17 protein-coding genes are annotated in these 22,957 nt (G+C 72.7%); 9 read left to right on the top strand and 8 right to left on the bottom strand.

The genetic code is table 11. The features are described from left to right. Nucleotides 1-12 precede the first annotated feature (12 nt). Nucleotides 13-219 (top strand): hypothetical protein, encoded by a 207-nt coding sequence (locus ACN27J_RS05405; protein ID WP_421364165.1) that lies wholly within the window; start codon nt 13-15, stop codon nt 217-219. Between the two features lie 351 nt (nt 220-570). Further along, nucleotides 571-1,419 (top strand): hypothetical protein, encoded by an 849-nt coding sequence (locus tag ACN27J_RS05400; RefSeq protein ID WP_421364163.1) that lies wholly within the window; start codon nt 571-573, stop codon nt 1,417-1,419. Nucleotides 1,420-1,437: 18 nt separating this feature from the next. On the opposite strand, the gene ACN27J_RS05395 is transcribed toward ACN27J_RS05400, so the two are convergent. Then, on the bottom strand, nt 1,438-2,862 hold the full coding sequence (locus tag ACN27J_RS05395; protein ID WP_421364161.1) for an Nramp family divalent metal transporter: 1,425 nt from the start codon (nt 2,860-2,862) through the stop codon (nt 1,438-1,440). Between the two features lie 300 nt (nt 2,863-3,162). Between ACN27J_RS05395 and ACN27J_RS05390 the strand changes: the two genes are divergently transcribed. Together ACN27J_RS05390 and ACN27J_RS05385 are read left to right on the top strand one after the other, a co-directional pair. Then, nucleotides 3,163-4,059, top strand: a complete 897-nt coding sequence (locus ACN27J_RS05390) for a hypothetical protein (RefSeq protein WP_421364160.1) — start codon at nt 3,163-3,165, stop codon at nt 4,057-4,059. Between the two features lie 175 nt (nt 4,060-4,234). Then, nucleotides 4,235-5,233 (top strand): hypothetical protein, encoded by a 999-nt coding sequence (locus ACN27J_RS05385; RefSeq protein WP_421364158.1) that lies wholly within the window; start codon nt 4,235-4,237, stop codon nt 5,231-5,233. Here ACN27J_RS05385 and ACN27J_RS05380 read toward each other — a convergent pair. The 4 genes from ACN27J_RS05380 to ACN27J_RS05365 are packed head-to-tail and all read right to left on the bottom strand — an operon-like array spanning nt 5,211 to nt 9,326. Next, a complete protein-coding gene (locus ACN27J_RS05380) occupies nt 5,211-6,485 on the bottom strand; it encodes an adenylosuccinate synthetase (RefSeq protein ID WP_421372117.1) in 1,275 nt (424 codons plus the stop codon). The two genes, ACN27J_RS05385 and ACN27J_RS05380, sit on opposite strands and share 23 nt — an antisense overlap. Before the next feature lie 17 nt (nt 6,486-6,502). Further along, nucleotides 6,503-7,471 carry a hypothetical protein gene (locus tag ACN27J_RS05375; protein WP_421364156.1) on the bottom strand — a complete coding sequence of 323 codons (969 nt, stop codon included), beginning with the start codon at nt 7,469-7,471 and terminating at the stop codon, nt 6,503-6,505. Between the two features lie 29 nt (nt 7,472-7,500). Next, nucleotides 7,501-8,511 (bottom strand): serine/threonine protein kinase, encoded by a 1,011-nt coding sequence (locus ACN27J_RS05370; protein WP_421364154.1) that lies wholly within the window; start codon nt 8,509-8,511, stop codon nt 7,501-7,503. Beyond that, nucleotides 8,508-9,326 carry an NUDIX hydrolase gene (locus ACN27J_RS05365; RefSeq protein WP_421364152.1) on the bottom strand — a complete coding sequence of 273 codons (819 nt, stop codon included), beginning with the start codon at nt 9,324-9,326 and terminating at the stop codon, nt 8,508-8,510. Before ACN27J_RS05365 ends, ACN27J_RS05370 begins: the two co-directional genes overlap by 4 nt. A gap of 221 nt (nt 9,327-9,547) precedes the next feature. On the opposite strand from ACN27J_RS05365, the gene ACN27J_RS05360 reads away from it, so the two are divergent. The 5 genes from ACN27J_RS05360 to ACN27J_RS05340 all read left to right on the top strand — a co-directional run bounded on the left by ACN27J_RS05360 (nt 9,548) and on the right by ACN27J_RS05340 (nt 17,778). Further along, entirely contained in the window at nt 9,548-11,290 is a 1,743-nt protein-coding gene (locus ACN27J_RS05360) for an ABC transporter transmembrane domain-containing protein (protein ID WP_421364150.1), read from the top strand. Beyond that, entirely contained in the window at nt 11,287-13,086 is a 1,800-nt protein-coding gene (locus ACN27J_RS05355) for an ABC transporter ATP-binding protein (RefSeq protein WP_421364148.1), read from the top strand. Before ACN27J_RS05360 ends, ACN27J_RS05355 begins: the two co-directional genes overlap by 4 nt. A gap of 46 nt (nt 13,087-13,132) precedes the next feature. Further along, complete coding sequence (locus ACN27J_RS05350) at nt 13,133-14,539, top strand: cellulase family glycosylhydrolase (RefSeq protein WP_421364146.1); 1,407 nt, start codon at nt 13,133-13,135, stop codon at nt 14,537-14,539. A 287-nt stretch (nt 14,540-14,826) separates the two neighbouring features. Then, a complete protein-coding gene (locus tag ACN27J_RS05345) occupies nt 14,827-16,788 on the top strand; it encodes an AMP-binding protein (protein ID WP_421364144.1) in 1,962 nt (653 codons plus the stop codon). A 108-nt stretch (nt 16,789-16,896) separates the two neighbouring features. Next, nucleotides 16,897-17,778, top strand: a complete 882-nt coding sequence (locus ACN27J_RS05340) for a metallophosphoesterase family protein (RefSeq protein WP_421364142.1) — start codon at nt 16,897-16,899, stop codon at nt 17,776-17,778. 35 nt (nt 17,779-17,813) lie between these two features. Here ACN27J_RS05340 and meaB read toward each other — a convergent pair whose 3' ends face one another. The 3 genes from meaB to ACN27J_RS05325 are packed head-to-tail and all read right to left on the bottom strand — an operon-like array spanning nt 17,814 to nt 22,938. After that, nucleotides 17,814-18,848: a methylmalonyl Co-A mutase-associated GTPase MeaB gene (gene meaB, locus ACN27J_RS05335; RefSeq protein ID WP_421364140.1), complete on the bottom strand. Its 1,035-nt coding sequence runs from the start codon at nt 18,846-18,848 to the stop codon at nt 17,814-17,816. Continuing rightward, entirely contained in the window at nt 18,845-21,049 is a 2,205-nt protein-coding gene (gene scpA, locus ACN27J_RS05330; RefSeq protein WP_421364138.1) for a methylmalonyl-CoA mutase, read from the bottom strand. Before scpA ends, meaB begins: the two co-directional genes overlap by 4 nt. After that, entirely contained in the window at nt 21,046-22,938 is a 1,893-nt protein-coding gene (locus tag ACN27J_RS05325) for a methylmalonyl-CoA mutase subunit beta (RefSeq protein WP_421364136.1), read from the bottom strand. Before ACN27J_RS05325 ends, scpA begins: the two co-directional genes overlap by 4 nt. Nucleotides 22,939-22,957 lie beyond the last annotated feature (19 nt).

The following is a 22,957-nucleotide window of genomic DNA, read 5'->3' as shown; positions in this document are numbered from 1 at the left end:
GGAGCGCAGACAATGGACCAGTCGGATCAAGGTCGACCTGGCCTTCGCCGGGTCGCTGTCGTCAATCGGACACTTGGCGTGGGCCTGTTCGGCGTCGTGGCGATTGTCGTCATCATGCTCGTGGCGGGTGGTCCCGGGCGATCGACTGCGGTGAGCGCGATCGGCGGGATCGTCGCCGCGCTGGCCGGCCTCGCCGCCGCGTACCTCCGTCAAGGATAAGCCGGACGTTATAGCTCAATTACTTATGGCGAGCACCGGGCGTCCGGTGGCCTTGCGGAGCTGAGAGTGACCACGAGCCCAAGATCGGGGCCTATCTCCGGAGCGATGTCGACACGTACGGCGAGTGAGCGAAAACTGAGCGTAGTGGAGATATAACGAGCGGAGCCGCCCCCGACAGGTCGAGGTCAAGAGGTGACTATGAGAGTGGCCGGGTTCGGATCCGTGACAGCCATCGCGCTGGTGGCGGCCTCCGCCACCGTTGTCTTCGCTTCTGCGGCGCACGCTGATCGTGGCGACCCGTCGCAGACGGCAGCCGCCGCCAGCGCGGACACTGCCAGGATCGATACGTGGGTGCGCGACCGCAACACTGGTGCCCGGGTGGCTGGCGTCTGCGTGTTCGCGACCCCGGTCCGGGTGTTCAGCATCCCGGCGCAGTGCCGGCCGAACAGCGGCCGTACCGGTCGGGTGTCGATCGATCTGCCGGGGCCCGGCTCCTACCATCTTTTCGCGTTGCCGGCTCCGGGCAGCCCGTACGGTGCGCAGTGGGTCGGGCCGGACGGCGGCACCGGCGTCCAGTCCGAGGCCCGTCGGATCACCGTCGCGGCCGGCGAGATCAAGTCCGTGCCGGCGGTCCTGCTCGACCTGCGGGCTACCATCACCGGGTACATGGTGCCCAGGAAAGGGGAGATCGTCGGCGGTGTGGTCGGTGTCGCCGCCCCGCCGCCCGGTGCCTACCAGGGTGCGCGTGAGACACCGATCGACGACGACGGTGCGTTCACCATCGACTGGGTCGGCCCGTACCACTGGCCGTTGATGTTCCGGGGCGACAACCTCGCCGTGCAGTGGAGCGGTGGTGTCGCCGGTCGTGCCCAGGCAGACCTCGTCCCGGCGGTCGTCGGCACCCCGGAGCCGGCAACCTACCGGCTGCGGTACGGCGGCGAGTTGACCGTTCACATCCTCGACGGGCCGACGAGCGCCGGCCGGCAACTGGTCCTGTACAACTCCGGTTCCGGCGAGCATGCCGGGTCGGTGGCGATCGGCGACGAGGCGACCTGGGGGTATCTGCGGGTCAGCGGCGGGCAGCACGTCAAGATCCGGTGTCGCTGTACGGGTGGCGACCGCTGGTACGGCGGTTCGGACTTTGCGACGGCCACCTCGGTACGGGTCCGTCACCGGGACTGGTTGAACCTGATCCTGTGAGCCGGTGCCGGACAGGGGTCATCCGATTCGGACTTCGACCAGGCTCAGCAGGTAGACGATGGCGAAGGCGCCGAAGAACACCCCGGCGGTGCCGAGCGCCGCCTGACTCGTCCGCGACGGCCGTACCGGTGCGGGGAGTCGGCGGTTGACGTACAGGGTGAGGCCGACCACGACGGGGGTGTGCGCGGCGGCGATGATCCCGCCGACCGACAGGATCTCGACCGGGTTGCGGACCAGCAGGAACAGCACCAGCGGGGCAAGAGTCATGGCGACCGCGACGTACGTCAGGTAGACCGCCCGTGGGCCGCGTACCAGCCGGGCAACCCGGCCAGCCGGGCCCTCGTCGCCAGCTGCCCCGTCGTCGTGTGGGCCGCCGGCGACCAGTCGGGTGGCGTCGGCGTAGGTGCGCGCCCAGCCGTCCTGGTTGGCGAAGATGGTGCCCCAGAGCGCGACCACCACACAGGTCAGCAGCAGCACTTCACCGAAGGTGCCCCACAGGTCGCCGAGCAGCGCGGTCAGGTCGCGGGCAACGTCGACCCCGTCGGGAACCCGCCCCTGCGGGGCGAGCAGTTCGGCGCCCAGCACCAGGAAGGAGACGATGACCAGCCCACCGCCGGCGACGCCGAGCGCGGCGGTCCGGCTCATCGTCCGGGTCCAGGCGCGTACCCGCTCGATCCGCTCGTCGCGGTCGACCTGCCCGCCCGAAGGCATGTCGCCGCGGGCCCCATCGGTCTGATCTGTCGACGTGGACGCCCCAGTCGGCCCGCCGAAGCCGCGCGCCGCGACCCAGTAGGAGAACCACATGATGCCGACGGCACCGGCCAGGATGAAGCCGACCCAGGGCAGGACGAAGTACAGGTCGAGGTCGTCCGGCACGTCCGGTACCAGGCCCGTGGTGATGTCCCTGCTGACCGTGCTAGCGGCTGCGGTGAGGGCCGCGCCGACCAGCACCAGGGCCATCACCGCGGTGATCCGCTCCACGCCCCGGTAGCGGCCGGCCAGCACCAGCGTCCCGGAGCCGAGGATGACGACGCCGGCGTAGAGCGCCTGTCCGCCGGGCAGCGCCACCATGAGCGCGCTGCCGACCAGGGCGGCGATGCCGGCGATGGTGACCACCCCGGCGACGACCTGCGGTACGAAGATCACCCAGACCGCCCAGTCGGCCGGCCCCGGCACGTCGCGGAAGCCGTCGAGCAGGGTCCGGCCAGTCGCGACGCTGTACCGGCCAGCCTCCCGGATCATGATCCACATGAGAACGGTTACGATCAGTGCCAGCCACAGCAGTTCGTAGCCGTACCGCGCCCCGATCCGGGGGGTGAACAGCACCGAGCCGGAACCCACTGACGACACCATCCACAGCAGGCCAGGTCCGTACCAGCGGGGCCGGTCACGGCCGGACGGAGCGGGGGTGGGCTGTTGGCGCAGACGGAAGGTGGTCGGCACGGTGAGTTTCCCTGGGTCGTGTTCGAGCGGAGGGCCGGACCTCTCCGGACCTACCCACGCACCGGTCGGCGACACCTGGATGACGGACACTCGTCGACACGCCGGCTGTCCGGGCCCCCAACGTCCCCGACGATCATCTATGCGTGTGGTAGGCATTTGATTACTCCACGTCCAGGAAGGATCGGCAGGTGGGCAGTGACGAGCAGTAGGCAGTGGTTTCCGGATGCCCAGTCGGGCGTCCGCTCCGGCCACCCTCGGTGGCTGTTGTCGGCTGCGGCCGGTGTAGCGCTGGCAGTGGTGATGAGCAGCGCTGCGGCGGCGACGCCAGCCTCGGAGAGCGACATTGGCGCCGCCATCACCACCCGGGTGTTCGACCGGGCCACCGGCGAGCCGGTCAAGGGCGTCTGTGTGCTGGCCATGCCGGTGCTGACGTTCAGCCTGCCGGACGACTGCCCGGCCCGTAGCGGTGGTGGTGGTCGGGTGACGGTGCAGGTGCCGGGGCCTGGTCAGTACAACCTGTTCGCCCTGCCAAAGCTGGACAGTCCGTACGGTGCCCAGTGGGTGGGTCCGGACGGCGGCACCGGCCGGCAACAGGACGCCCGGCGGGTCACCCTAGCCGCAGGCGAGTCCAAGCGGGTCGGGCAGGTCCTGCTCGATCCTCGTGCCACGATCAGTGGGCGGACAGATCCCGGGGACCTACCCGGTCTGGTCTCCATCGCCGCGCCGAATCCGGACGTTGCCGACGACGCGCGGGTGCTGCCGATCGACCCGGATGGTTCTTTCGACATCGACTGGGTGGGCCCGTACGAGTGGCCGCTGCTGTTCCGTCTCGACGGTGAGGAGCTGCAGTGGAGCGGCAGGGTCGGCAACCGGCTACTCGCGGAGACGGTGCCGGCACTGCCGGGCGGCTCCGCCGATCGTTACCGGTTCTATGAATCACACAACGAGGCCCGGCTGTTCGTCCAGATGGCAGATACCGCACCACCCTGTCTGGACCTTCGCGTGTTCTACCGCAACGCGGCAACCGGCGATGTGATGGGTGGCACCGGCTACAGCCGGCTGATGGCCGGTGGGCAGCAGATCAAGGTCGAATATCAGTGCGACGGGGAGACCCGTTGGTACGGCGGTACGGACTTCGACACGGCCACTGCGGTCGTCGTCAAGTACTTCGACTGGATCCGGTTGTACCTGACGTAGCCGGACCGGCGGACCGTCTTGTCCGCAGCGGTGGGGCGGTGCGAGGTGAGCCGTACCGGTACGCCGAGCGGGAGCGCCGCCACCCAACTGTGACATCCAGAGAGCAGGGAGTGACGACATGGCAGGCAGCGGCAGGAGATCGTCTGGTCAGGTGCATGGCCGGCACCATCAGATGGTGACCAGGTTCCGGACGGCAGGCATCGCGGTAGCGATCGCCGCCCTGGTCGTCACCATGGTCGGCGGGCCGCCGGCGCGTGCCGCCGCGGCGCAGTCCACCGAGGCGTACATCAAAACCTGGGTGTACGCCCGCGACACCGGACTGCCGATGAAGGGCGTCTGCGTCATTGCCGTCCCCGTGCGAGGCACCTTCAGCTTCCCGGACGGGTGCGGTCCGAAGAGTACCGGACTGGGGCGGGTGAACGTGCCGGTGCCGGTGCCCGGGTCGTACAACCTGTTCGCGTTCGTTCCGCCCAGCACTATGTACGGGTCACAGTGGGTGGGACCGTCTGGTGGCACCGGGACACAACAGTCGGCTCGGTTGATCACCGTGTCGGTGCCGGGTGAGACCAAGACCGCTCCGACGATCCTCATTGATCGGCGTGGCTCGATCCGGGGTAAGCTCCCGGCACCGGAGGAGATCCTGCCCCCAGGGCAGGTCGGCACCGTCGGGATCGTCGCCCCGGAGCCGGGGAACCGGTGGCAGCCCTACGCTTCCGTGATCGGTTCCGACGGTAGCTTCAGCATCCTCTGGCTCGGCCCGTACGAGTGGCCGCTGCTGTTCCGGGTCTCCGGCCATGCCGACCAGTGGAGCGGGGGTGGCGGCAACCGACTGCGGGCTGATCTGATCCAGGCCGCCGTACCGGGCAATTCGCCTATCCGCGACTTCACTGTCAAGCGTGGCGTATCCGCCATCGTCAATTTTGCTGACCCGCCGGCGGGCTCGGACAACCGGGTGGTGCTGCGCAACGTGACCACCGGTGAGTCGGTGGGCGTCGGATCACTCGGCTCCGGTTCCAAGGTGCGGATCCGGGTCGTGCTGGGGCAGCAGGTCAAGATCCAGTGTCTGTGTGGCGGCACCACCAGTTGGCATGGCGGCACCGACTTCGACAGCGCGACGCCAGTGGTGATCACCGGCGGCGGGCCTACCGAGGTCACCTTCCTGCCGCCGCAATGAGCCGGGCGACCTTGTCGGCGGCCGTCGGGCCGTGCGAGGTCAGCCGCACCGGTACGCCGAGCGCAGTCTCGACCGCCGCCATCCAGGCTGCCGGCTCCGGCTCCGGGTCGGCGGCGTACCGGGGTCGGCTGGCCAGCAGCTTCGCGGTCAGCGCCGCTTGGCGGTCCAGGTCGCCGGGCGGGCCGACCGGCAACCGGTCGGTCCAGTCGTACCCGTCGCACAGCCGCAGCCGGTGCGCGCCGACCAGGTCCAGATGGGTCAGCGCGAGGGCGTCGACGCCGCCGGTGACGTCGAGGGCGTACCGGTGGGCCACGGCGTCGAAGTGGCCGAACCGGAACCGGCCCTGCCAGGCGTTGGTGCCGTTGTGCCGCTCCGGCGGCCGCAGCGTCGGGTCCTCGGTGACCAGCGGGCCGGGCCCGTGCCGGGGGGTGACCACCCGCAGCACCCCGAGCCGGGTCGCCGTACCGGGCATGCCCGCCTCGGCCAGCAGGGTGTCGACGTTGCCGTACGTCGTGGTGCTCCACGTGGTGTACGGGTGGAAGCCGTGCCACTCGTCGAGCAGCACCCCCTGGGCGCCTTCGAAGACGACGGTTCCGGCGCGCAGCAGTCGAGCCGTCCATGACCGGTCGACGATCGACACCCGCCGCGCGAACGCGGTGAACGCGGTGACGGTGTCCGCCACCGGCGGGGCGTCCAGCGGCCCCAGTTCGGCGGTGAGCCGGTCACGCAGCAGGGTCAACCGGTGTCGCAGCAGGCCTTCGTCGAGGCAGTCGCCGACCCGGGGAGCGGTGTCGGGGTGGGCGAGAGCGTACGACATGCTCTCGCCCACCCCCATCCCGCAGGAGCCGTGCCGGTCGGCCCCACGGGCGATCTCCCGGGCCTGGTTCGCGGCCCGGTGGTACGGGGTGGCCAGCAGCGCCTCCCGGTCGACGGTCACCCGGTCCAGTGCGTCGGGCACCCCGATCCCGGCCAGGTGCATCGCCTCGCCGGCCAACGCCAGCGGGTCGACGACCACGAACCGGGACAGGTGCGTCGGTACGCCGTGGAAGGTGCCGGCGCCGAACTGGGCGAAGGTGTGGGCCCGGCCGTCGGGCAGGACGACGTTGTGCGCCGCCTGCCCGCCCCCGTTGAACCGGATGACCGCCTTGACCGGCCTGCTCGCGCACAGCCAGTCGACGACGGTGCCCTTGCCGGCGTCGCCGTAGCCGAGGTCGACCACGGCGACGTGCCGGCCGGTCCCGTCCCCGATCATGCTGCTGGCCACCGGGTTCACAGCCGGGTCACCTGGTCGGCGTGGCCCGAGGCGGCCGGCAGGGTGCCGCGTACCGCGGGGGTGCGGCCGGTGCCGATGCGGGCTAGTGCCCGCGACACGGTGGTGGCGGCGTCGCCGGCACCGACGTCGCGCAGGTCGGCCAGGGCGGTGTCGAGGTCGCAGGCCTCTTCGCCGAGCGCCACGGTGGTGGCGATGGTCTCGCAGACCGCGTCCAGGTCGTCGAGTTCGACGGCGTTCTGCCCGAGCAGGTCCCGCCAGAAGTCGAGGATGCGGCGGTTGCCGGCGTAGTGGCTGCCGGCCGGCATCAGGTAGTAGGTGTCCCACCGGCGACGGACCTCGTCGACGATGGCGCGCAACGGGACGTCCTCGTCGAGGTCGTCGCCGATGACCTTGCGGATCTCGCGGGCCTTGACCTTGGGGTACGCCATTTCGTCGCCGATGACGAACAGGTAGCCGCGCTTGCCGCGCCGCTCGTGGCAGTCGATCGACGTGTGCCGGGCCATGAAGTACATGGCCAGCTCGTACGACTCCATCATCTGCCCGCCGCCACCGCCTTCGAGCACGATGTTGCCCAGGTGGTCGTCCATCCGGTTGTCCGACTCGAACTGGCCGATCTGCAGCGGCACCCGGTCGCAGGTCGCGTCGCCGATCGCACCGAACAGGATCTGCGGGTCGGTGACGTAGCCCTTGCGCAGCAGCAGACCGAGTAGCTGTGGCAGCTTCTGCTGCAGCGTCCGGGGTACGCCGCCCATCGATCCGGTGACGTCGAACAGGACGGCGACAGCCAGCGACTGCGGGTGCTCGGTCGAGTCGCGGCTCTCCCGGGCGGCGACGCCGCGTGGGTCGAGGGTCGGGTGGACGGTGCGGGCGCCGCCGTCGCTGTAGGCGAACGCGCTGGCGCCGGTGGCCTTGCGGTAGGCGCTCGCGGCGCGGTAGACGTCGGTCGACCAGGCTCCACTGCCCATGACGGGCCTCCTTTGGGATGGGTGGTTTTCTAACGGTGGTTCGGGTCGGGCATGGTGAACGGGCGGAACCGGCGGGGGCCCCAGAGCCGTTCGAGCAGGTCGTCGAACTCGGCGAGCAGCCGCCACGCGTCGTCGGGTCGTTGCCGCAGCGCGGCCAGCTGGCAGCCGGCGGTGAACCGGCGCATCGGCTCCGGTGCCCGGGGACCGGTCAGCCAGTCCAGGCAGCGGGCGGCCATGGCGAGGTCGGTGCCGGGGCCGGGACTGCGGCGTCGGCGGATCTCGTCGGGGTACCAGTCGACGTACGCCGGGACCAGCGCCGGCACTGGCGTGCCGTCGATGCTGGCGTAGCACCAGTCGACCAGCACCACGCCGTGCTGGTCGGGCTCGATGAGGACGTGGCCGGGCAGCACGGCGCCGTGGACCAGCCCGGTGCGGTGGGCGAAGCCGAGCGCGACCAGCAGCCGCCGCCACATCCAGGCCGCGTCGCGGGCGTCGATCCCGTCCGGGTACGCCCGGCGGACCTCGGCGAGGCTGCGCAGCCCGGCGGCGGTGCCCAGCACGGTGACCTGCCGGACGGCGCCGGTGCCGGTGTCCCGGTGCCGGAACTCGTCCACCACCCGGGGCACGTACGGCAGGTAGCGGGGGTCGCCCCGCTCGGCGAGCCGGGTCAGCGCGGTCGCCTCCCGGGCGATCAGGTCGTTGTTGGCCGGGTCCCGGGGCACCTTCACCAGCTGGTCGTCGCCGTGCCGGTACAGGTCGGCGAGGTCGCCGGTGTAGCGGGCGGCGCGGTCCACGACGTACCGGTGCCGTCCGGTGTCGATGGTGACGGTGTCCCGGCCGCCGGCGAGGTGCCGCCGCCACAGCTCGGTCAGCTGCATGAACGCGGCGGTGGCGCGCCGGTCGGGTGCGGTCGTCCCGGCGGTGTCCGGGTGCAGCAGCCGGGCCAGTTGGTGGTAGCGCCGGGTCGTCTGGTCGGTGCCGAACACCTCGGCCGGGTGGTGCGCGGTCAGGACGAGTTCGATCGCCTCGGTCACGGTCACCTGACTTCCTCCTCCCGGGCGGGGCGCAGCAGCGCCGGGTGCAGCAGCCGGGCGTCGCCGGCCCGGTAGATGCGCGACCGGGGTCCGCCGCGCGGGCCGCCGCGTTCGGTGGTGGCGCCGACGCTTTCCAGGAAGCCGGGCACGGACAGCACCTTGCGGTGGAAGTTGCCGGCGTGCAGTTCGACTCCCCAGACGGTCTGGTAGACGCTGCGCAGCTCGCTGATGGTGAACTCGTCGCCGACGAACCGGGTGGCCAGCGGGGTGTACTCGAGCTTGGCGCGGGCCCGATCCAGGCCGTCGACGACGATCCGGGCGTGGTCGAAGGCGAGCCGCCGGCTGGTGCCGGGCAGTTGCCGCACCGGCCGGTCCGGGTCGGCCTGCTCGGGTAGGCCGAGTGCGTCCACCGGTACCCAGGCCGCGGCGGCGGCGTCGCTGCCGGCCGCCGGGTCGGGCAGCTCGGGCGCGAAGGCGAGGTACGCCACGGAGACGATCCGCATCCGCGGGTCCCGCTCGGGTGCGCCGTAGCTGGCCAGCTGCTCCAGGTGCACCCGGTCCATCGCGGCGGCCCGGCCGGGCCGGGTGTCCAGCCCGGTCTCCTCGGCCAGCTCCCGGGCGGCGGCGGTGGGCAGGTCCTCATCGGGCTGGACGAAGCCGCCGGGCAACGCCCAGGCCCCTTCGTGTGGCGGCGCGCCCCGCCGCACGAGCAGCACGTGCAGCCGCGCGTCGCGGATGGTCAGTGCCACCACGTCGACGGTGACGGCGACCGGCGGGAACGCCCGAGGGTCGTAGCTGGCGAGGAACTCGGCCTCCGACATCGCGATCCTTCTCGTTGCTAGAAAATCTCTAACTAAGAACAACTCAACCTGAGAAGAACTTATCTCATGGTGGACCGGATGTCACCCCCAACGTGGCGACCGTCATGTCTGGTGCCGGTGATCGATGATGGAGCCCGGTCGCGGCTTAGGTTAGCCTCTGCTCACCGGTAGCCGGTCGGTGAGCCGGACCCGCCACCGACCCCGCCGGAGAGAGACCTGCCGTGCCCGTACCCCGTCCCGCCCCGCTGACCGCGGCCCGGCTGCTGCGGCGCACCCTGCGCCGGCACCGCGGCCGACTCACCGCTGGCGTCGCACTGCTCAGCCTGCACCAGGCGGCCGAAGCGGCGGTACCGCTGGCCATCGGACTGATCGTCGAGCAGGCCGTCGCGACCGGCGACTGGACCGCGCTCGCGGTTTCGGTCGCCGGGCTGGCCGCTCTGTTCACCGTCCTCACCTTCGCCTGGCGGTTCGGTGCCCGGCTGACCGAGACCGCGATCCACCGGGAAACCCACCGGCTCCGGGTGGAGGTCGCCGGGCGGGCACTCGACCCGCGCGGGCACCGCACCGGGCTGCGCTCCGGCGAGCTGCTCGCCATCGCCGCCGCCGACGCCGAACGGACCGCCTTGATCATCCGGGCGGCCACTGTCGCCGTCGCCGCAGTGGCGGCGCTGGCGGTCTCGTCCGTGGTCCTGCTCACCATCGACGTGCCGCTCGGCCTCGGTGTCCTGCTCGGCGTGCCGGCGCTGGTGCTGGCCCTGCAGGCGCTCGCCCCGGTGGTCACCCGGCGTACCGGCGCGCAGCAGGCCGCCGCCGGGGCGACCACCGCGCTCGCCACCGACCTGGTCGACGGGCTGCGCGCGCTGCGCGGGTTCGGCGCGCAGCGCAACGCGGCCCGGCGCTACCGCGAGTCGAGCCGGCACACCCTCCAGGTGACCCTGCGGGCGACCACCATGGCCGGCGTCTACCAGGGGATCACCGCCGGTGCCAGCGGGCTGCTCCTGGCCGGCGTCGCCGGTGCGGCCGGCGTGATGGCGGTCCAGGGTCGGATCGGCGTCGGTGAGTTCATCACCGTGGTCGGTCTGGCCCAGTTCATCGCCGAGCCGGTCCGTGCCCTCGGCTTCTGCGGTCAGCTCGCCGCCGCCGTGCGGGCTTCGGCCGCGCGGGTCGCCCGGGTGCTCGCCGCACCGCCCGCCGTACTGCCCGGTCAGCGTCCGGCGCCCCGGCCGCAGCCGGTGCGCCTGACACTGACCGGGGTCAGTTACCGCTCGCTGCGCGACGTCGACCTGCGGCTGGCAGCGGGTGAGCTGCTCGCAGTGGTGGCGTACGAGCCGCGCGACGCCGAAGCGCTGCTCGACCTGCTGCGCGGTGCCGTCGCCGCCGACGACCATCGGGGAACGGTGGCGGTGGACGGCGTACCGGTCGCCGAGCTGACTCTCGACGGCCTGCGGGAACGTGTCCTGGTCGAACCGCACGACACGGCGCTGTTCGCCGGCACGCTGCGCAGCAACCTGCTGGTCCGGCCCGGCCAGGCAGCGGACCCGCTACCGGCGGCGATCGGCGCCGCCGGCGCGGACGACATCGTCGCGGCGCATCCCGCCGGGCTCGACCATCCGGTCACCGACCGGGGCGCCAGTCTCTCCGGTGGCCAGCGACAGCGGATCGGGCTGGCCCGGGCGCTGGCCGCCGACCCGCCGATCCTGGTGCTGCATGACCCGACGACGGCGGTCGACGCGACCACCGAGGAACGGCTGGCGGCCGGCCTGCGAGCGGTTCGCCACGGCCGTACGGTGGACCCGGCCGTCGCGGCAGAGGCCCCGGCCACCCTGGTGGTGACCAGCAGCCCGGCGCTGCTCAGCCGGGCCGACCGGGTCTGCGTCCTGGCCGCCGGTCGGGTGGCGGGCGCCGCGCCGCACCACGATCTCGTCCGGACCGATCCGACCTACCGCGCGGCGGTGCTGCGATGACCGGCCCCGCCCGCGACCGGCTGCCGACCGCCACCGGCGGGCGCACTTGGGCGGTGCTCGGTGGGCAGCTGCGCCGAGCCGGCGTGCTGAGCGGATCCGCGCTGGTGAGCGTCCTGGCGGCCAGTGCCAGTGGGCTGGTCGCGCCCTGGGTGCTCGGCGTCATGGTCGACGACATCCGGGCCGGCGCCGACACCGGACAGGTGGTCCGTTCGGTGGTGCTGATCGTGCTCGCGGCCACCGTCGGCGCCGTACTGACCGGTCTCGGGGCCGCGCTGGTCGCCCGGACCGGGGAGACCGTGCTGGCCCGGCTGCGCGAACGGGTGCTCGACCGCGCTCTGCACCTGCCCGGTCAGACGCTGGACCGCACCGGCACCGGCGACCTGCTGGCCCGGGTCGGTGACGACGTGTCGGTAGTCACCCGGGTGATCACCGACACCGCACCGGTACTGGTGTCCGCGCTGCTGACCGTCGGGCTCACCGTCGCCGGACTGTTCGCGCTGGACTGGCGGCTCGGCCTGGCCGGGCTGACCGCGGTGCCGATGTACCTGCTGGCGCTGCGCTGGTACCTGCCGCGCTCGGGGCCGTACTACGCCCGGGAACGGCTGGTCACCGGGGAACGGTCCCAGGCGATGATCGGCGCGTTGCGCGGCGCGGCGACGGTCCGCGCGTACCGGCTGGAGGCGGCCCACCTCGCGGCGATCGAGCAGCGCTCGGCGGCGTCGCGCGACCTGTCGGTGTCCGTGCTGCGGATGTTCACCCGGTTCGGCTCCCGGCTCAACCGGGCCGAGTGCGTCGGGCTGACCTCGGTGCTGGTGGTCGGCTTCCTGCTGGTGCGGGCCGACCTGGTGACGGTCGGCGCGACCACGGCGGCGGCGCTGTACTTCCACCGGCTGTTCAACCCCCTCGGCGCGCTGGTCGCCGAGTTCGACCAGGTCCAGCAGGCCGGGGCCAGCCTGGCGCGGCTGGTGGGGGTGGCCGATCTGCCCCCGGCACCGGCCGTGACCGGACCGGTCGTGCCAGCCGACACCGGGCTCGAGATCGACGGCGTCAGCCACCGGTACGACGACGGCCCGTTGGTGCTGCTCGACGTGACGCTGCGGGTCGAGCCGGGGCAACGGGTGGCGCTGGTCGGGGTCAGCGGCGCCGGCAAGAGCACCCTGGCCGGCGTGGTCGCCGGCCTGCTCCGGCCGACCGCGGGCACGGTCCGGCTCGGCGGGGTGCCGGTCGCCGGGCCGGACCGTGCCGGTCACCCGGGGCTTGCCGGTCGGATCGCGCTGGTCAGCCAGGACGTGCACGTGTTCGCCGGTCCGCTGACCGAGGACCTGCGGCTGGCCCGTGCCGACGCCACCACCGACGAGATCACCGACGCGCTGGCCACGGTCGGCGCGCTCGGTTGGGTCCGGGCGCTGCCCGACGGCGTCGACAGCGTGGTCGGGGAGGGCGGTCACCAGCCGACCGCCGCCCAGGCGCAGCAGCTCGCCCTGGCCCGGTTGGTGCTGGCCGATCCGGACGTGGCGATCCTCGACGAGGCGACGGCGGAGGCGGGCAGCGCCGGGGCGCGGGACCTGGAACGGGCCGCGTTCGCCGCGACCGCCGGTCGGACCACCCTGATCGTCGCGCACCGGCTCACCCAGGCCCGGCGGGCCGACCGGATCGTGGTGCTCGACGCCGGCCGGGTCGTGGCCTCGGGTACGCACGACGAGCTGATCGCCGCCGGCGGCGACTACCGGCGGCTGTGGGACAGCTGGACCGGTGGTCCCACCTCGACGGTTGACCTTACTGAAAATCTTGTTTAACGTCGCACGTCGATATGTTGTGCCCGCTGACCTGAGGGAGGGCGTCGTGCGTCGTTGGAGATTCGTCGTTGCAGCCGGAGGGCTCGCGGCGGCCGTCGTCGGGGCGGTGGCCCTGCTCGCACCGTCGGCCAGCGCCGCCACCGCGGCCTTCGTGAAGGTCAACGACTGGGGCAGCGGCTACGAGGGCCGGTTCACCGTCACCAACGACACGGCCGGCACCATCACCTCCTGGCAGGTCGGCTTCGACCTGCCGGCCGGCAGCCGGATCAGTTCGTCGTGGAACGCGCGGTCGACCATCGTCGGTAACCGGTACACGTTCGACAACGCCAGTTGGAACGGCACCATCGCGGCCGGCGGCACTACCACGTTCGGGTTCATCGTCGTCGGCAGCGGAACACCCGGCAACTGTACGGTCAACGGGGCCGACTGTGCTGGCGGCCCGGCCCCGACCACCCCGCCGCCGACGACGGCTCCACCCACGACCCCGCCACCGACGACCCCGCCGCCGACCGGCACCACGCCGGTCGCGGTCAACGGTCAGTTGCGGGTCTGCGGGGTCAACCTGTGCAACCAGCACGGCCACCCGATCCAGCTGCGCGGCATGAGCACGCACGGACTGCAGTGGTACGCCCACTGCCTCGACGATGCCTCGCTGGACACGCTCGCCACCGACTGGCGGGCTGACGTCCTGCGGATCTCGATGTACATCCAGGAGGACGGCTACGAGACCGATCCGCGCGGCTTCACCGACCGGGTGCACGGACTGATCGACGAGGCGACCGACCGCGGTATGTACGCCATCGTCGACTGGCACATGCTGACCCCGGGTGACCCCAACTACAACCTGGACCGGGCCAAGACCTTCTTCGCTGAGATCGCCCAACGGCACGCCGGCAAGCCGAACGTGCTCTACGAGATCGCCAATGAGCCGAACGGGGTCGACTGGGCCGGTATCAAGAGCTACGCCGAGCAGGTCATCCCGGTGATCAGGGCGGCCGACCCGGACGGCGTCGTGCTGGTCGGCACTCGGGCCTGGTCGTCGCTGGGTGTGTCGGAAGGCGGCAGCGAGGCCGAGGTCATCGCCAATCCGGTGAACGCGACCAACATCATGTACACCTTCCACTTCTACGCCGGCTCGCATCACGACGCGTACCGCTCGGCGCTGTCGCGGGCGGCGGACCAGCTGCCGATGTTCGTCACCGAGTTCGGCATCCAGACCTACACCGGCGACGGGGCCAACGATCTGGTCAACGCCCAGTTGTGGATCGACCTGCTGGAATCGCGCAAAATCAGCTGGGTGAACTGGAACTATTCCGACGACTTCCGGTCCGGGGCGGTCTTCCGAACCGGTGTGTGCGGCAGCGGCTCCTACGCCGGTACCGCCCCGCTCAAGGAGGCGGGTGTCTGGATTCGGGAACGGATTCGCAGTGCGGACGACTTCCCGACCCACTGAAAGCCGGCATTAGCCACCGAGCGGGAGTATCCGCGTCGGTCGGTGGGCGCCGTGACGGCCGAACCCGAAGGTCGGCACGGCGCCCACCGCCTTTCCGGCATGTGCCGCATAGGAACTATGTGGGCGTAGGGGAGCGGAGTACCTGTTGTCGGAAATCGTCGTCACGCAAAGTTAGATGTTTTCACTTCTGCCTATTTGACATAGCCTCTCTGGGTGATGGTCCGATCGCGGTGAGTTTGCGTTCGTGGCCGATCGGCAGCGCGCCGTCGCCAGGGGAGGACAGCGGAATGGCATCCGAACGTGTCCAGGCCAGCGACGGGACGGCGGCGTCCACCCGGGTGGCCCCGACCGTGGCGACCTACCGCACGTCCTGTGTCGGCGCCCGGACGTCGATCGACGAGGCCCAGGCGGTTGTCTTCGGGGCGCTCGCCGCGCTGGAGACCGCCGCCCGGTTGGACCGGCCGGTGCCGATCCGGTCGACCACGACGACGCTCGGCCTCGACCTGGTCGACCCCCCTGAGCAGCTGCGCCATCTGGCCGGCCCGGCGGTCCGCTCCTGGCTGTCCCGGCGGCTGCGCCCGGTGGACCTGCTGCCGGAACGGCGGGACACCCTGCTGGTGCGGGCGACCACCGGGGTGGCGGCTCCGCCCGGCCCACCCACGGCCCGAATCGACTGGCGGGTCACCGCGAACCACCTGACCATCCACGCCAGCTGCCCCGGAGGGGACCCGTGGCGGCGCTGCCTGCCGGCGGTCGCCGAACTGTACGCGGAGGTGCTGCGCGAACTGGTCGACGAACCCGGCCAGGCCAGCTGGCGCACCGCCGGCATCAGCGGCACCTCGCGTGACCTGTTGCTCGACCGGTACGCCGGTCGTCGGGTGGACCGCGGGCCGTTCCGTCCGCTGCACCTGCTGGTCGAGCAGGTGGTGGACCGCCATCCCCAGCGGGTCGCCGTCAGCGGCGCGGGAGGCCGCCTCACCTACCGTGAACTGGACGACGCCGCCAACGGACTGGCTGCGACCCTGGCCGAGGTCGGCGTTCGGCCCGGCGACCCGGTGCCGGTACTGCTCGCCGTCGGCCCGGCGCTGCCGGTGGCCAGTCTCGCGCTGCTCAAGATCGGGGCCGTCCATGTCACCGTCGATCCGCGCTGGTCACCGGCCAGGCTACGGTCCGTGCTGGCATCGGTACCCGGTGCGCCCGTACTCGCCGCCGCGCCGTCCGGGGACCCAGCGCTGTCCGGCGCCCGCGTGATCGACGTACGGCCGGGTCAGGTCCCCTCATCCCGCCGGCGCCCGGACCCGGCCGGGACGCCCGACGACCTGGCGCACGCCCTGGTCACCGCGGACGCGGACGGGGTGCCGCGGTGCACCGTCAGTCGCCATGTCGCCCTGACGGACCGGGTGCACTTCATGACCCGCTTCTTCGCCGCCACCGGCGGTGAGGTCGTGCTGCCGGGCGGCCCCGGGCCCGCTCCGTCGGTCGGCAACCTCATCTGGCCGTTGACCACCGGCGGGCGGCTGGTGCTGGCGTCCCCCGTCTCCGGCCGGCCGGATCTGTCCACCATGGTCTCCGTTGTCGCGGCCGAGCAGGTGACGATGATCGACACGGAGCCGGACACGCTCGACGCGATGGTGGCGGCGATCGAGCGGGACGCCGCGGTCGCCGGGCGTCTCGCCAGCCTGCGTCATGTCGTGGTGCCGGGCCCGGGGCTGCGGCCGGCCAGTGCCCGCCGACTGCGACGCCTGCTGCCGCAGGTCGAGGTCAGCACCGGGTACGGTCCGGTCGGGACGGCCGCCGTCGCCTACCACCGGGTGGGTGAGACCGACGGCGACGCCATCCCGGTCGGCCAGCCGGTCGACAACTGCCACCTGCTCGTCGCCGACGACCGGCTGCGGCTGCTGCCGCCCGGTGCCACCGGCGCCATCCTGATCGGTGGCGCCGGCGTCGGCGCCGGCCGGCACGGCACGGCATGGCGCGCCGCCGCTGGGTACGTCGCCAACCCGTTTCCGGAGATTCCGGGTGAGCTGCTCTACCGCAGCGGGGACCTGGGCCGATTCGACGAGGACGGCCGGCTGCATCTGGTCGGTCGCGGTGACCGCCGGACCGACGGCGACGAGACACCCGAGCGGTCCGGGGCAACCCGGGCCGCCGAGCCGGAGCCCGACGTCCGGCTGCGCGGCGAGAATCGGGTGGTGGTGGCGGCCAGCGCGGGTGTCGCCGGTCGTGGTGGCGGCCCCGGGCCGGGGTGACCCTTGCCGACATCGATCGGCGGGCGGGCTACCGCTCGGCGGCCGCGTACCGGATGATCGACACCGGTGGTGGACCGGACACGGAACGCGGACGGGAGGGCGGCCACGGTGACGGTACGGCAGACCGGCGGCGACGGGGAGGCCACAGGGACGGCACCGACGCTGTGGGCGATCAGCGATCTGCACATCGCGTACCCGGAGAACCGCCAGATCGTCGCCGACCTGGCGGCGCCGGCGCCGCAGGACTGGCTGATCGTCGCCGGCGACGTCGCCGAGACGATCGCCGACGTGCGGTGGGCGCTGGCCACGCTGCGCGAGCGGTTCGCCGAGGTGATCTGGTCGCCGGGCAACCACGAACTGTGGACCACCGCGCACGACCCGGTACAGCTGCGCGGCGTGGAGCGCTACGCGCACCTGGTCGACCTCTGCCGGTCGCTCGACGTGCGGACCCCGGAGGACCCGTACCTGATCTGGTCCGGTGCCGGCGGACCGGCGGCGGTGGCACCGTTGTTCACCCTGTACGACTACAGCTTTCTGCCACCGGGCACCGGCACCAAGGCGGAAGGGCTCGCGTACGCACACCGCACCGGCATCGTCTGCACCGACGAGGCGATGCTGCATCCGGACCCGTTCCCGACCCGGGAGCAGTGGTGCTGGCGACGGTTGGCGGAGACCGAAGAGCGTCTCGCCGAGGTGGGACCGCAACTGCCCACCGTCCTGATCAACCACTACCCGCTGGTCCGGACGCCGATGGACGTGCTGCGCTACCCGGAGTTCGCCATGTGGTGCGGCACCGACCGGACCGCCGACTGGCACCTGCGGTACCGGGCGGCGGTGATGGTCTACGGCCACCTGCACATCCCGCGCACCACCGTCTACGACGGCGTGCGCTTCGAGGAGGTGTCGGTCGGCTACCCCCGGGAGTGGCGTCGCCGCCTGGCGGTGCCCGGCCAGCTGCGCCGGATCCTGCCCGGTCCGCAGCCGGGCTGATCAGCGTCCGGTCGCCCGGGCTGATCAGCGTCGGGTCAGCCCTGGCCGCTCGACCGGTCGGTGCCGCCGCCGGCCGGGCCGGTGAACGCCGCCAGCAGTTGCGCCGCGGCCTGCGCGGGGGTGATCTCCCCGGCGAGCACCCGCTTCTCGGTCTGCGGGGTCAGCGCGACCACCGCCGGATGCCCGTGCAGCTGGTCCAGCAGCCCGTCGCGCACCATCGCCCAGACCCAGCGCAGCTGCTGCTGCCGGCGGTGCCGGTCCAGCTCACCGCTGGCCCGCAGCCGGTCCTGGTGGGCGGTCACCTGCTGCCACACCTCGGCCAGCCCGGTCCCGTCCCGGCCGCTGGCGGTGAGCACCGGGACGGTCCAGTCGTCGTGCCCGCCGCGCAGCATCCGTAACGCCCCGGCCAGCTCACGTGCGGCGGACCGGGCCTCGGCCGCGTGCGCGCCGTCGGCCTTGTTGACCACCACGACGTCGGCGAGCTCCAGCACACCCTTTTTGATCCCCTGCAACTGGTCACCGGTGCGGGCCAGGGTGAGCAGCAGGAACGTGTCGACCATCTCGGCAACGGTGGTCTCGGACTGTCCGACCCCGACGGTCTCCACCAGCACCACGTCGTAGCCGGCGGCCTCCACCACCACCATCGCTTCCCGGGTGGCGCGGGCCACCCCGCCGAGCGTGCCGGCGGTCGGCGAGGGGCGGACGAACGCGGCCGGGTCGGCGGCCAGCCGGGCCATCCGGGTCTTGTCGCCGAGGATGCTGCCGCCGCTACGGGCCGACGACGGGTCGACGGCCAGCACCGCGACCCGGTGCCCGTCGCCGGTCAGCCGGGACCCGAGCGCGTCGATGAAGGTGGACTTGCCGACCCCGGGTACGCCGGTCACCCCGACCCGCCGGGCCTGCCCGGCGTACGGGGCCAGCGCCACCAGCACCTGCTGGGCGTGTGCCCGGTGGTCCGGCCGGGTCGACTCGACCAGGGTGATCGCCCGGGCCAGCCACGCCGGTGCCCCCGCCCGCACCCCGGCGACGTAGTCGGCCACCGGTGCCGGCGCACGTCGTCCGCCGGTCATCCGGCCTCGGCGGTGTCGTGCCCCAGCCGACGGGACAGCTCGGCGAGCAGGTCCACCGCGGCGTCGGCCAGCACCGTGCCGGGCGGGAAGATCGCCGCCGCACCGGCTGCGCGCAGCGCCTCGAAGTCCTGCGGCGGCACCACCCCGCCGACGATCACCATGATGTCGTCCCCGCCGAGGGCGGCCAGTTCGTCGCGCAGCGCCGGCACCAGGGTCAGATGCCCGGCGGCGAGGGAGTTGACACCGACCAGGTGCACGTCGGCCTCGACGGCCTGCCGGGCGACCTCGGCCGGGGTCTGGAACAGCGGACCCACGTCGACGTCGAAGCCGAGATCGGCGAAGGCGGTGGCGACCACCTTCTGCCCCCGGTCGTGCCCGTCCTGGCCCATCTTCGCGACCAGGATCCGGGGCCGGCGTCCCTCGGCGACGGCGAACGCGTCGGTCGCCGCCCGGGCCCGGTCGATCCCGGCCACCGCGCCCGCCTCCTGTCGGTACACCCCGCTGATGGTACGGATCTGCGCGGCGTGCCGGCCGTACACCTGCTCCAGCGCGGTGGAGATCTCCCCGACGGTGGCACCGGCCCGCGCGGCGTCGACCGCCAACGCGAGCAGGTTGCCGGACAGCCCGTCACCGCCGGCGTCGGGTCCGGCGTCGGCAGCGCGGGTCAGCGCCGCCAGCGCAGCGTCGCACGCCGCCCCGTCCCGCTCGGCGCGCAGCCGCCGCAGCTTTTCCAGCTGCGCGGCCCGTACCGCCGTGTTGTCGACCTTGAGCACCTCGATCGGCTCGTCGGCGTCCGGCCGGAACCGGTTCACCCCGATCACCGGTTGCCTGCCGGAGTCGATCCGGGCCTGGGTGCGGGCGGCGGCCTCCTCGATCCGCAGCTTTGGCAGCCCTTCGTCGATCGCCCGGGCCATGCCACCGGCGGCCTCCACCTCCTGGATGTGCTGCCAGGCCCGCCCGGCCAGGTCGTGGGTGAGCCGTTCCAGGTAGTAGCTGCCACCCCACGGGTCGATCACCCGGTTGGTGCCGGACTCCTGAGCCAGCAGCAACTGGGTGTTGCGGGCGATCCTGGCGGAGAAGTCGGTCGGCAGCGCCAGGGCCTCGTCCAGGGCGTTGGTGTGCAGCGACTGGGTGTGCCCCTGGGTGGCCGCCATCGCCTCCACACAGGTGCGGACCACGTTGGTGAACACGTCCTGGGCGGTCAGTGACCAACCGGAGGTCTGGCAGTGGGTGCGCAGACTCAACGACTTCGGGTTGGTGGCGCCGGCGTCGCGGACCAGCCGGGCCCACAGCAGCCGGGCGGCCCGCAACTTGGCGACCTCCATGAAGAAGTTCATCCCGATCGCCCAGAAGAACGACAGCCGGGGCGCGAAGGTGTCCACTGCCAGCCCGGCGGTCTGCCCGGCCCGCAGGTACTCGATTCCGTCGGCGAGGGTGTACGCGAGCTCCAGGTCGGCGGTCGCCCCGGCCTCCTGGATGTGGTAGCCGGAGATCGAGATCGAGTTGAACCGGGGCATCCGCGCCGAGGTGTAGGCGAAGATGTCGGAGATGATCCGCATCGACGGCCCCGGCGGGTAGATGTAGGTGTTGCGGACCATGAACTCCTTGAGGATGTCGTTCTGGATGGTCCCGGTGAGCTTCTCCGGCGGCACGCCCTGTTCCTCGGCGGCGACGATGTACAGCGCCAGGACCGGCAGCACCGCGCCGTTCATGGTCATCGACACACTCATCCGGTCCAGTGGGATGCCGTCGAACAGCTGGCGCATGTCGTGGATGGAGTCCACCGCGACCCCGGCCATCCCCACGTCCCCGGCGACCCGGGGGTGGTCGGAGTCGTACCCCCGGTGGGTGGCCAGGTCGAAGGCGATGGACAGGCCCTTCTGTCCGGCGGCCAGGTTGCGCCGGTAGAAGGCGTTGGACTCCTCGGCGGTGGAGAACCCGGCATACTGGCGGATCGTCCACGGCTGGGTGGTGTACATCGTCGGGTACGGTCCGCGCAGGTACGGCGGGACGCCGGGCACCGTGTCGAGGAAGGTCAGGTCGGCGGTGTCCGCCGCGGTGTACAGCGGCGCGACCTCGATCCCCTCCGGCGTGTGCCAGCTCGGCCCGGGCGGCTGCGGGCCCGGTGTCGCGGCCGGCCCGCCGGCGTTGCCCGCAACGTCCTGCGGCAGCAGCGTGGCCTGCGAGAAGTCCGGGATCATCGGGGGACCTCCAGGTCGTCGAACGTGGCGTCGAGGACGGTCGTCGCGTCGCAGCCGGCGTACAGGTAGCCGTCGACGTGGTCGTGGCCGGCGGGCCGGCCGGCCAGCCAGACCCGCCGGGCCCCGGCGGCGGCCAGCGCGGCGGCCAGCGGTGCCGCGGCCGCCGGGTAGCTGGCGTCGGTGCCGCAGATGCAGGCCACAGCGGACGGGTCGGCGGCGAAGGCGGCGGCGATCGCCGCCGGGTCGTCGGCCGGGTCGCCACCCCGGGTGGTGGCGATCCCACCGGCGGCGAAGAGGTTGCCGGCGAAACCGGCGCGGGCGCTGTGCGCCGCGAGTGGCCCCAGGGTGGCCAGGAAGACGCTCGGCCGGGCGCCGGTGGCCGCCAGGTACGCGTCGGCCCGGTCCCGCCGGGCCTCGAACCCCTCGGCGTGGAACCGTCGCGGCAGGCCGCCGCCGGGCGGTACGGGCACCGGGGTACGGGCGGGCAGCCGCTCGTCCAGATCGGGGAACTCGCTGACCCCGGTGACCGGGTCCCGTCGGTGCGCCAGATTGTCGGCCCGGCGCTGCCAGGTCGCGTCGATCCGGTCGGCGATCAGCCCGGCGGACAGCGCGGCGGCGGCACCACCGGCCCGCTCGATCTCGGTGAACCAGTCCCAGGCGGTCGCCGCCAGGTCCGAAGTAAACTGTTCGACGTACCAGGACCCGCCGGCCGGGTCCAGTACCCGGCCGAGATGCGTCTCGGCGAGCAGCACCGACTGGGTGTTGCGGGCGATCCGCCGGGCGAAGCCGTCCGGCAGCCCCAGCCGGGCGTCGAACGGCGCGACGGTGACCGCGTCCGCCCCGCCGACCCCGGCGGCGAAGCAGGCCACTGTGGTGCGCAGCATATTCACCCACGGGTCCCGGGCGGTCATCATCGCTGCGGAGGTGACCGCGTGCTGACGCTGCCGACCCGCCTCGGGTACGCCGCAGAGCTGCCCGACGCGGGCCCAGGCCTGGCGCGCGGCGCGCAGCTTGGCGATGGTGGCGAACTGGTCGGTGGTGGCGGCGAAGCGGAACTCCAGCTGCCCGAAGGCGGCCGGCAGGTCGAGGCCGGCGTCGGTGAGCGCCCGGAGGTAGGCCAGCCCGGTGGCGAGGGCGCAGCCGATCTCCTGGGCGTCGCTGCCACCGGCGTCGTGGTATGCGGTCACGTCCACAGTGACCGCGCGCAGGCGCGGTGACCGGGCGGCGTACCCGGCGAGGACGCCGAGCTGCGCGAGGTCACCGGGCTGGCCGGTGCGGGCCTGCCAGCCGAGCGGATCGGCGCCCAGGCAGCCGGCCAGGGCACCGCGTTCGACGCCCCGGTCGTCGGCGAGCGTGAGCAGCGCCTTGGCCGCGGCGACGCTGTCCGCGCCGGCGTCGAGCACCACCGGGGCCAGGTCGAGGTGGACCCCGTCGAGTATCTCCGGCAGGTCGGTCGGGTGCAGGCCACCGGCGGTCAGGTCGATCCAGACCGAGGTGCAACCGTTGGCGAGGTCGGTCAGCATCGCCTCCCGGACCGCCTTCGGATCCGGGTCGGCGTACCGTTGCCGGACGTCCCAGCCGGCCACCGTCTCGGCCGGGTCGGTGCCGCCCGCGCCGCCGCCGTCGCGTCGGGCCTGGGCCCCGCGCACGTACGGTGCGGTCCCGGGCACCCCGACGTCCGGTGGGGCCGCCGGCCGGGTGTGCAGCGGGGCGAGGCGGATGCCGTCGTAGGTGGTGGTGGCCAGCAGTTCGTCCACATGCTCGGCCGGGGTGTCCGGGCCGGCGGCGCCCGACTTGCGCAGGACGCCGAGCGCGAGCCGTCGCCAGTCGTCCGGCGTGGCCGGCGGGAATCCAACGGCCGGGTCGAGGCTCTCGGATGGCACCGTCATGCACGGGATGTTAAGGGTG

The sequence above is a fragment of the Solwaraspora sp. WMMB762 genome, from assembly GCF_049179115.1.
Lineage (GTDB): Bacteria > Actinomycetota > Actinomycetes > Mycobacteriales > Micromonosporaceae > Micromonospora_E.
The sequence above is the reverse complement of the archived record's forward strand: the minus strand, read 5'-3'. Positions and strand labels throughout refer to the sequence as shown.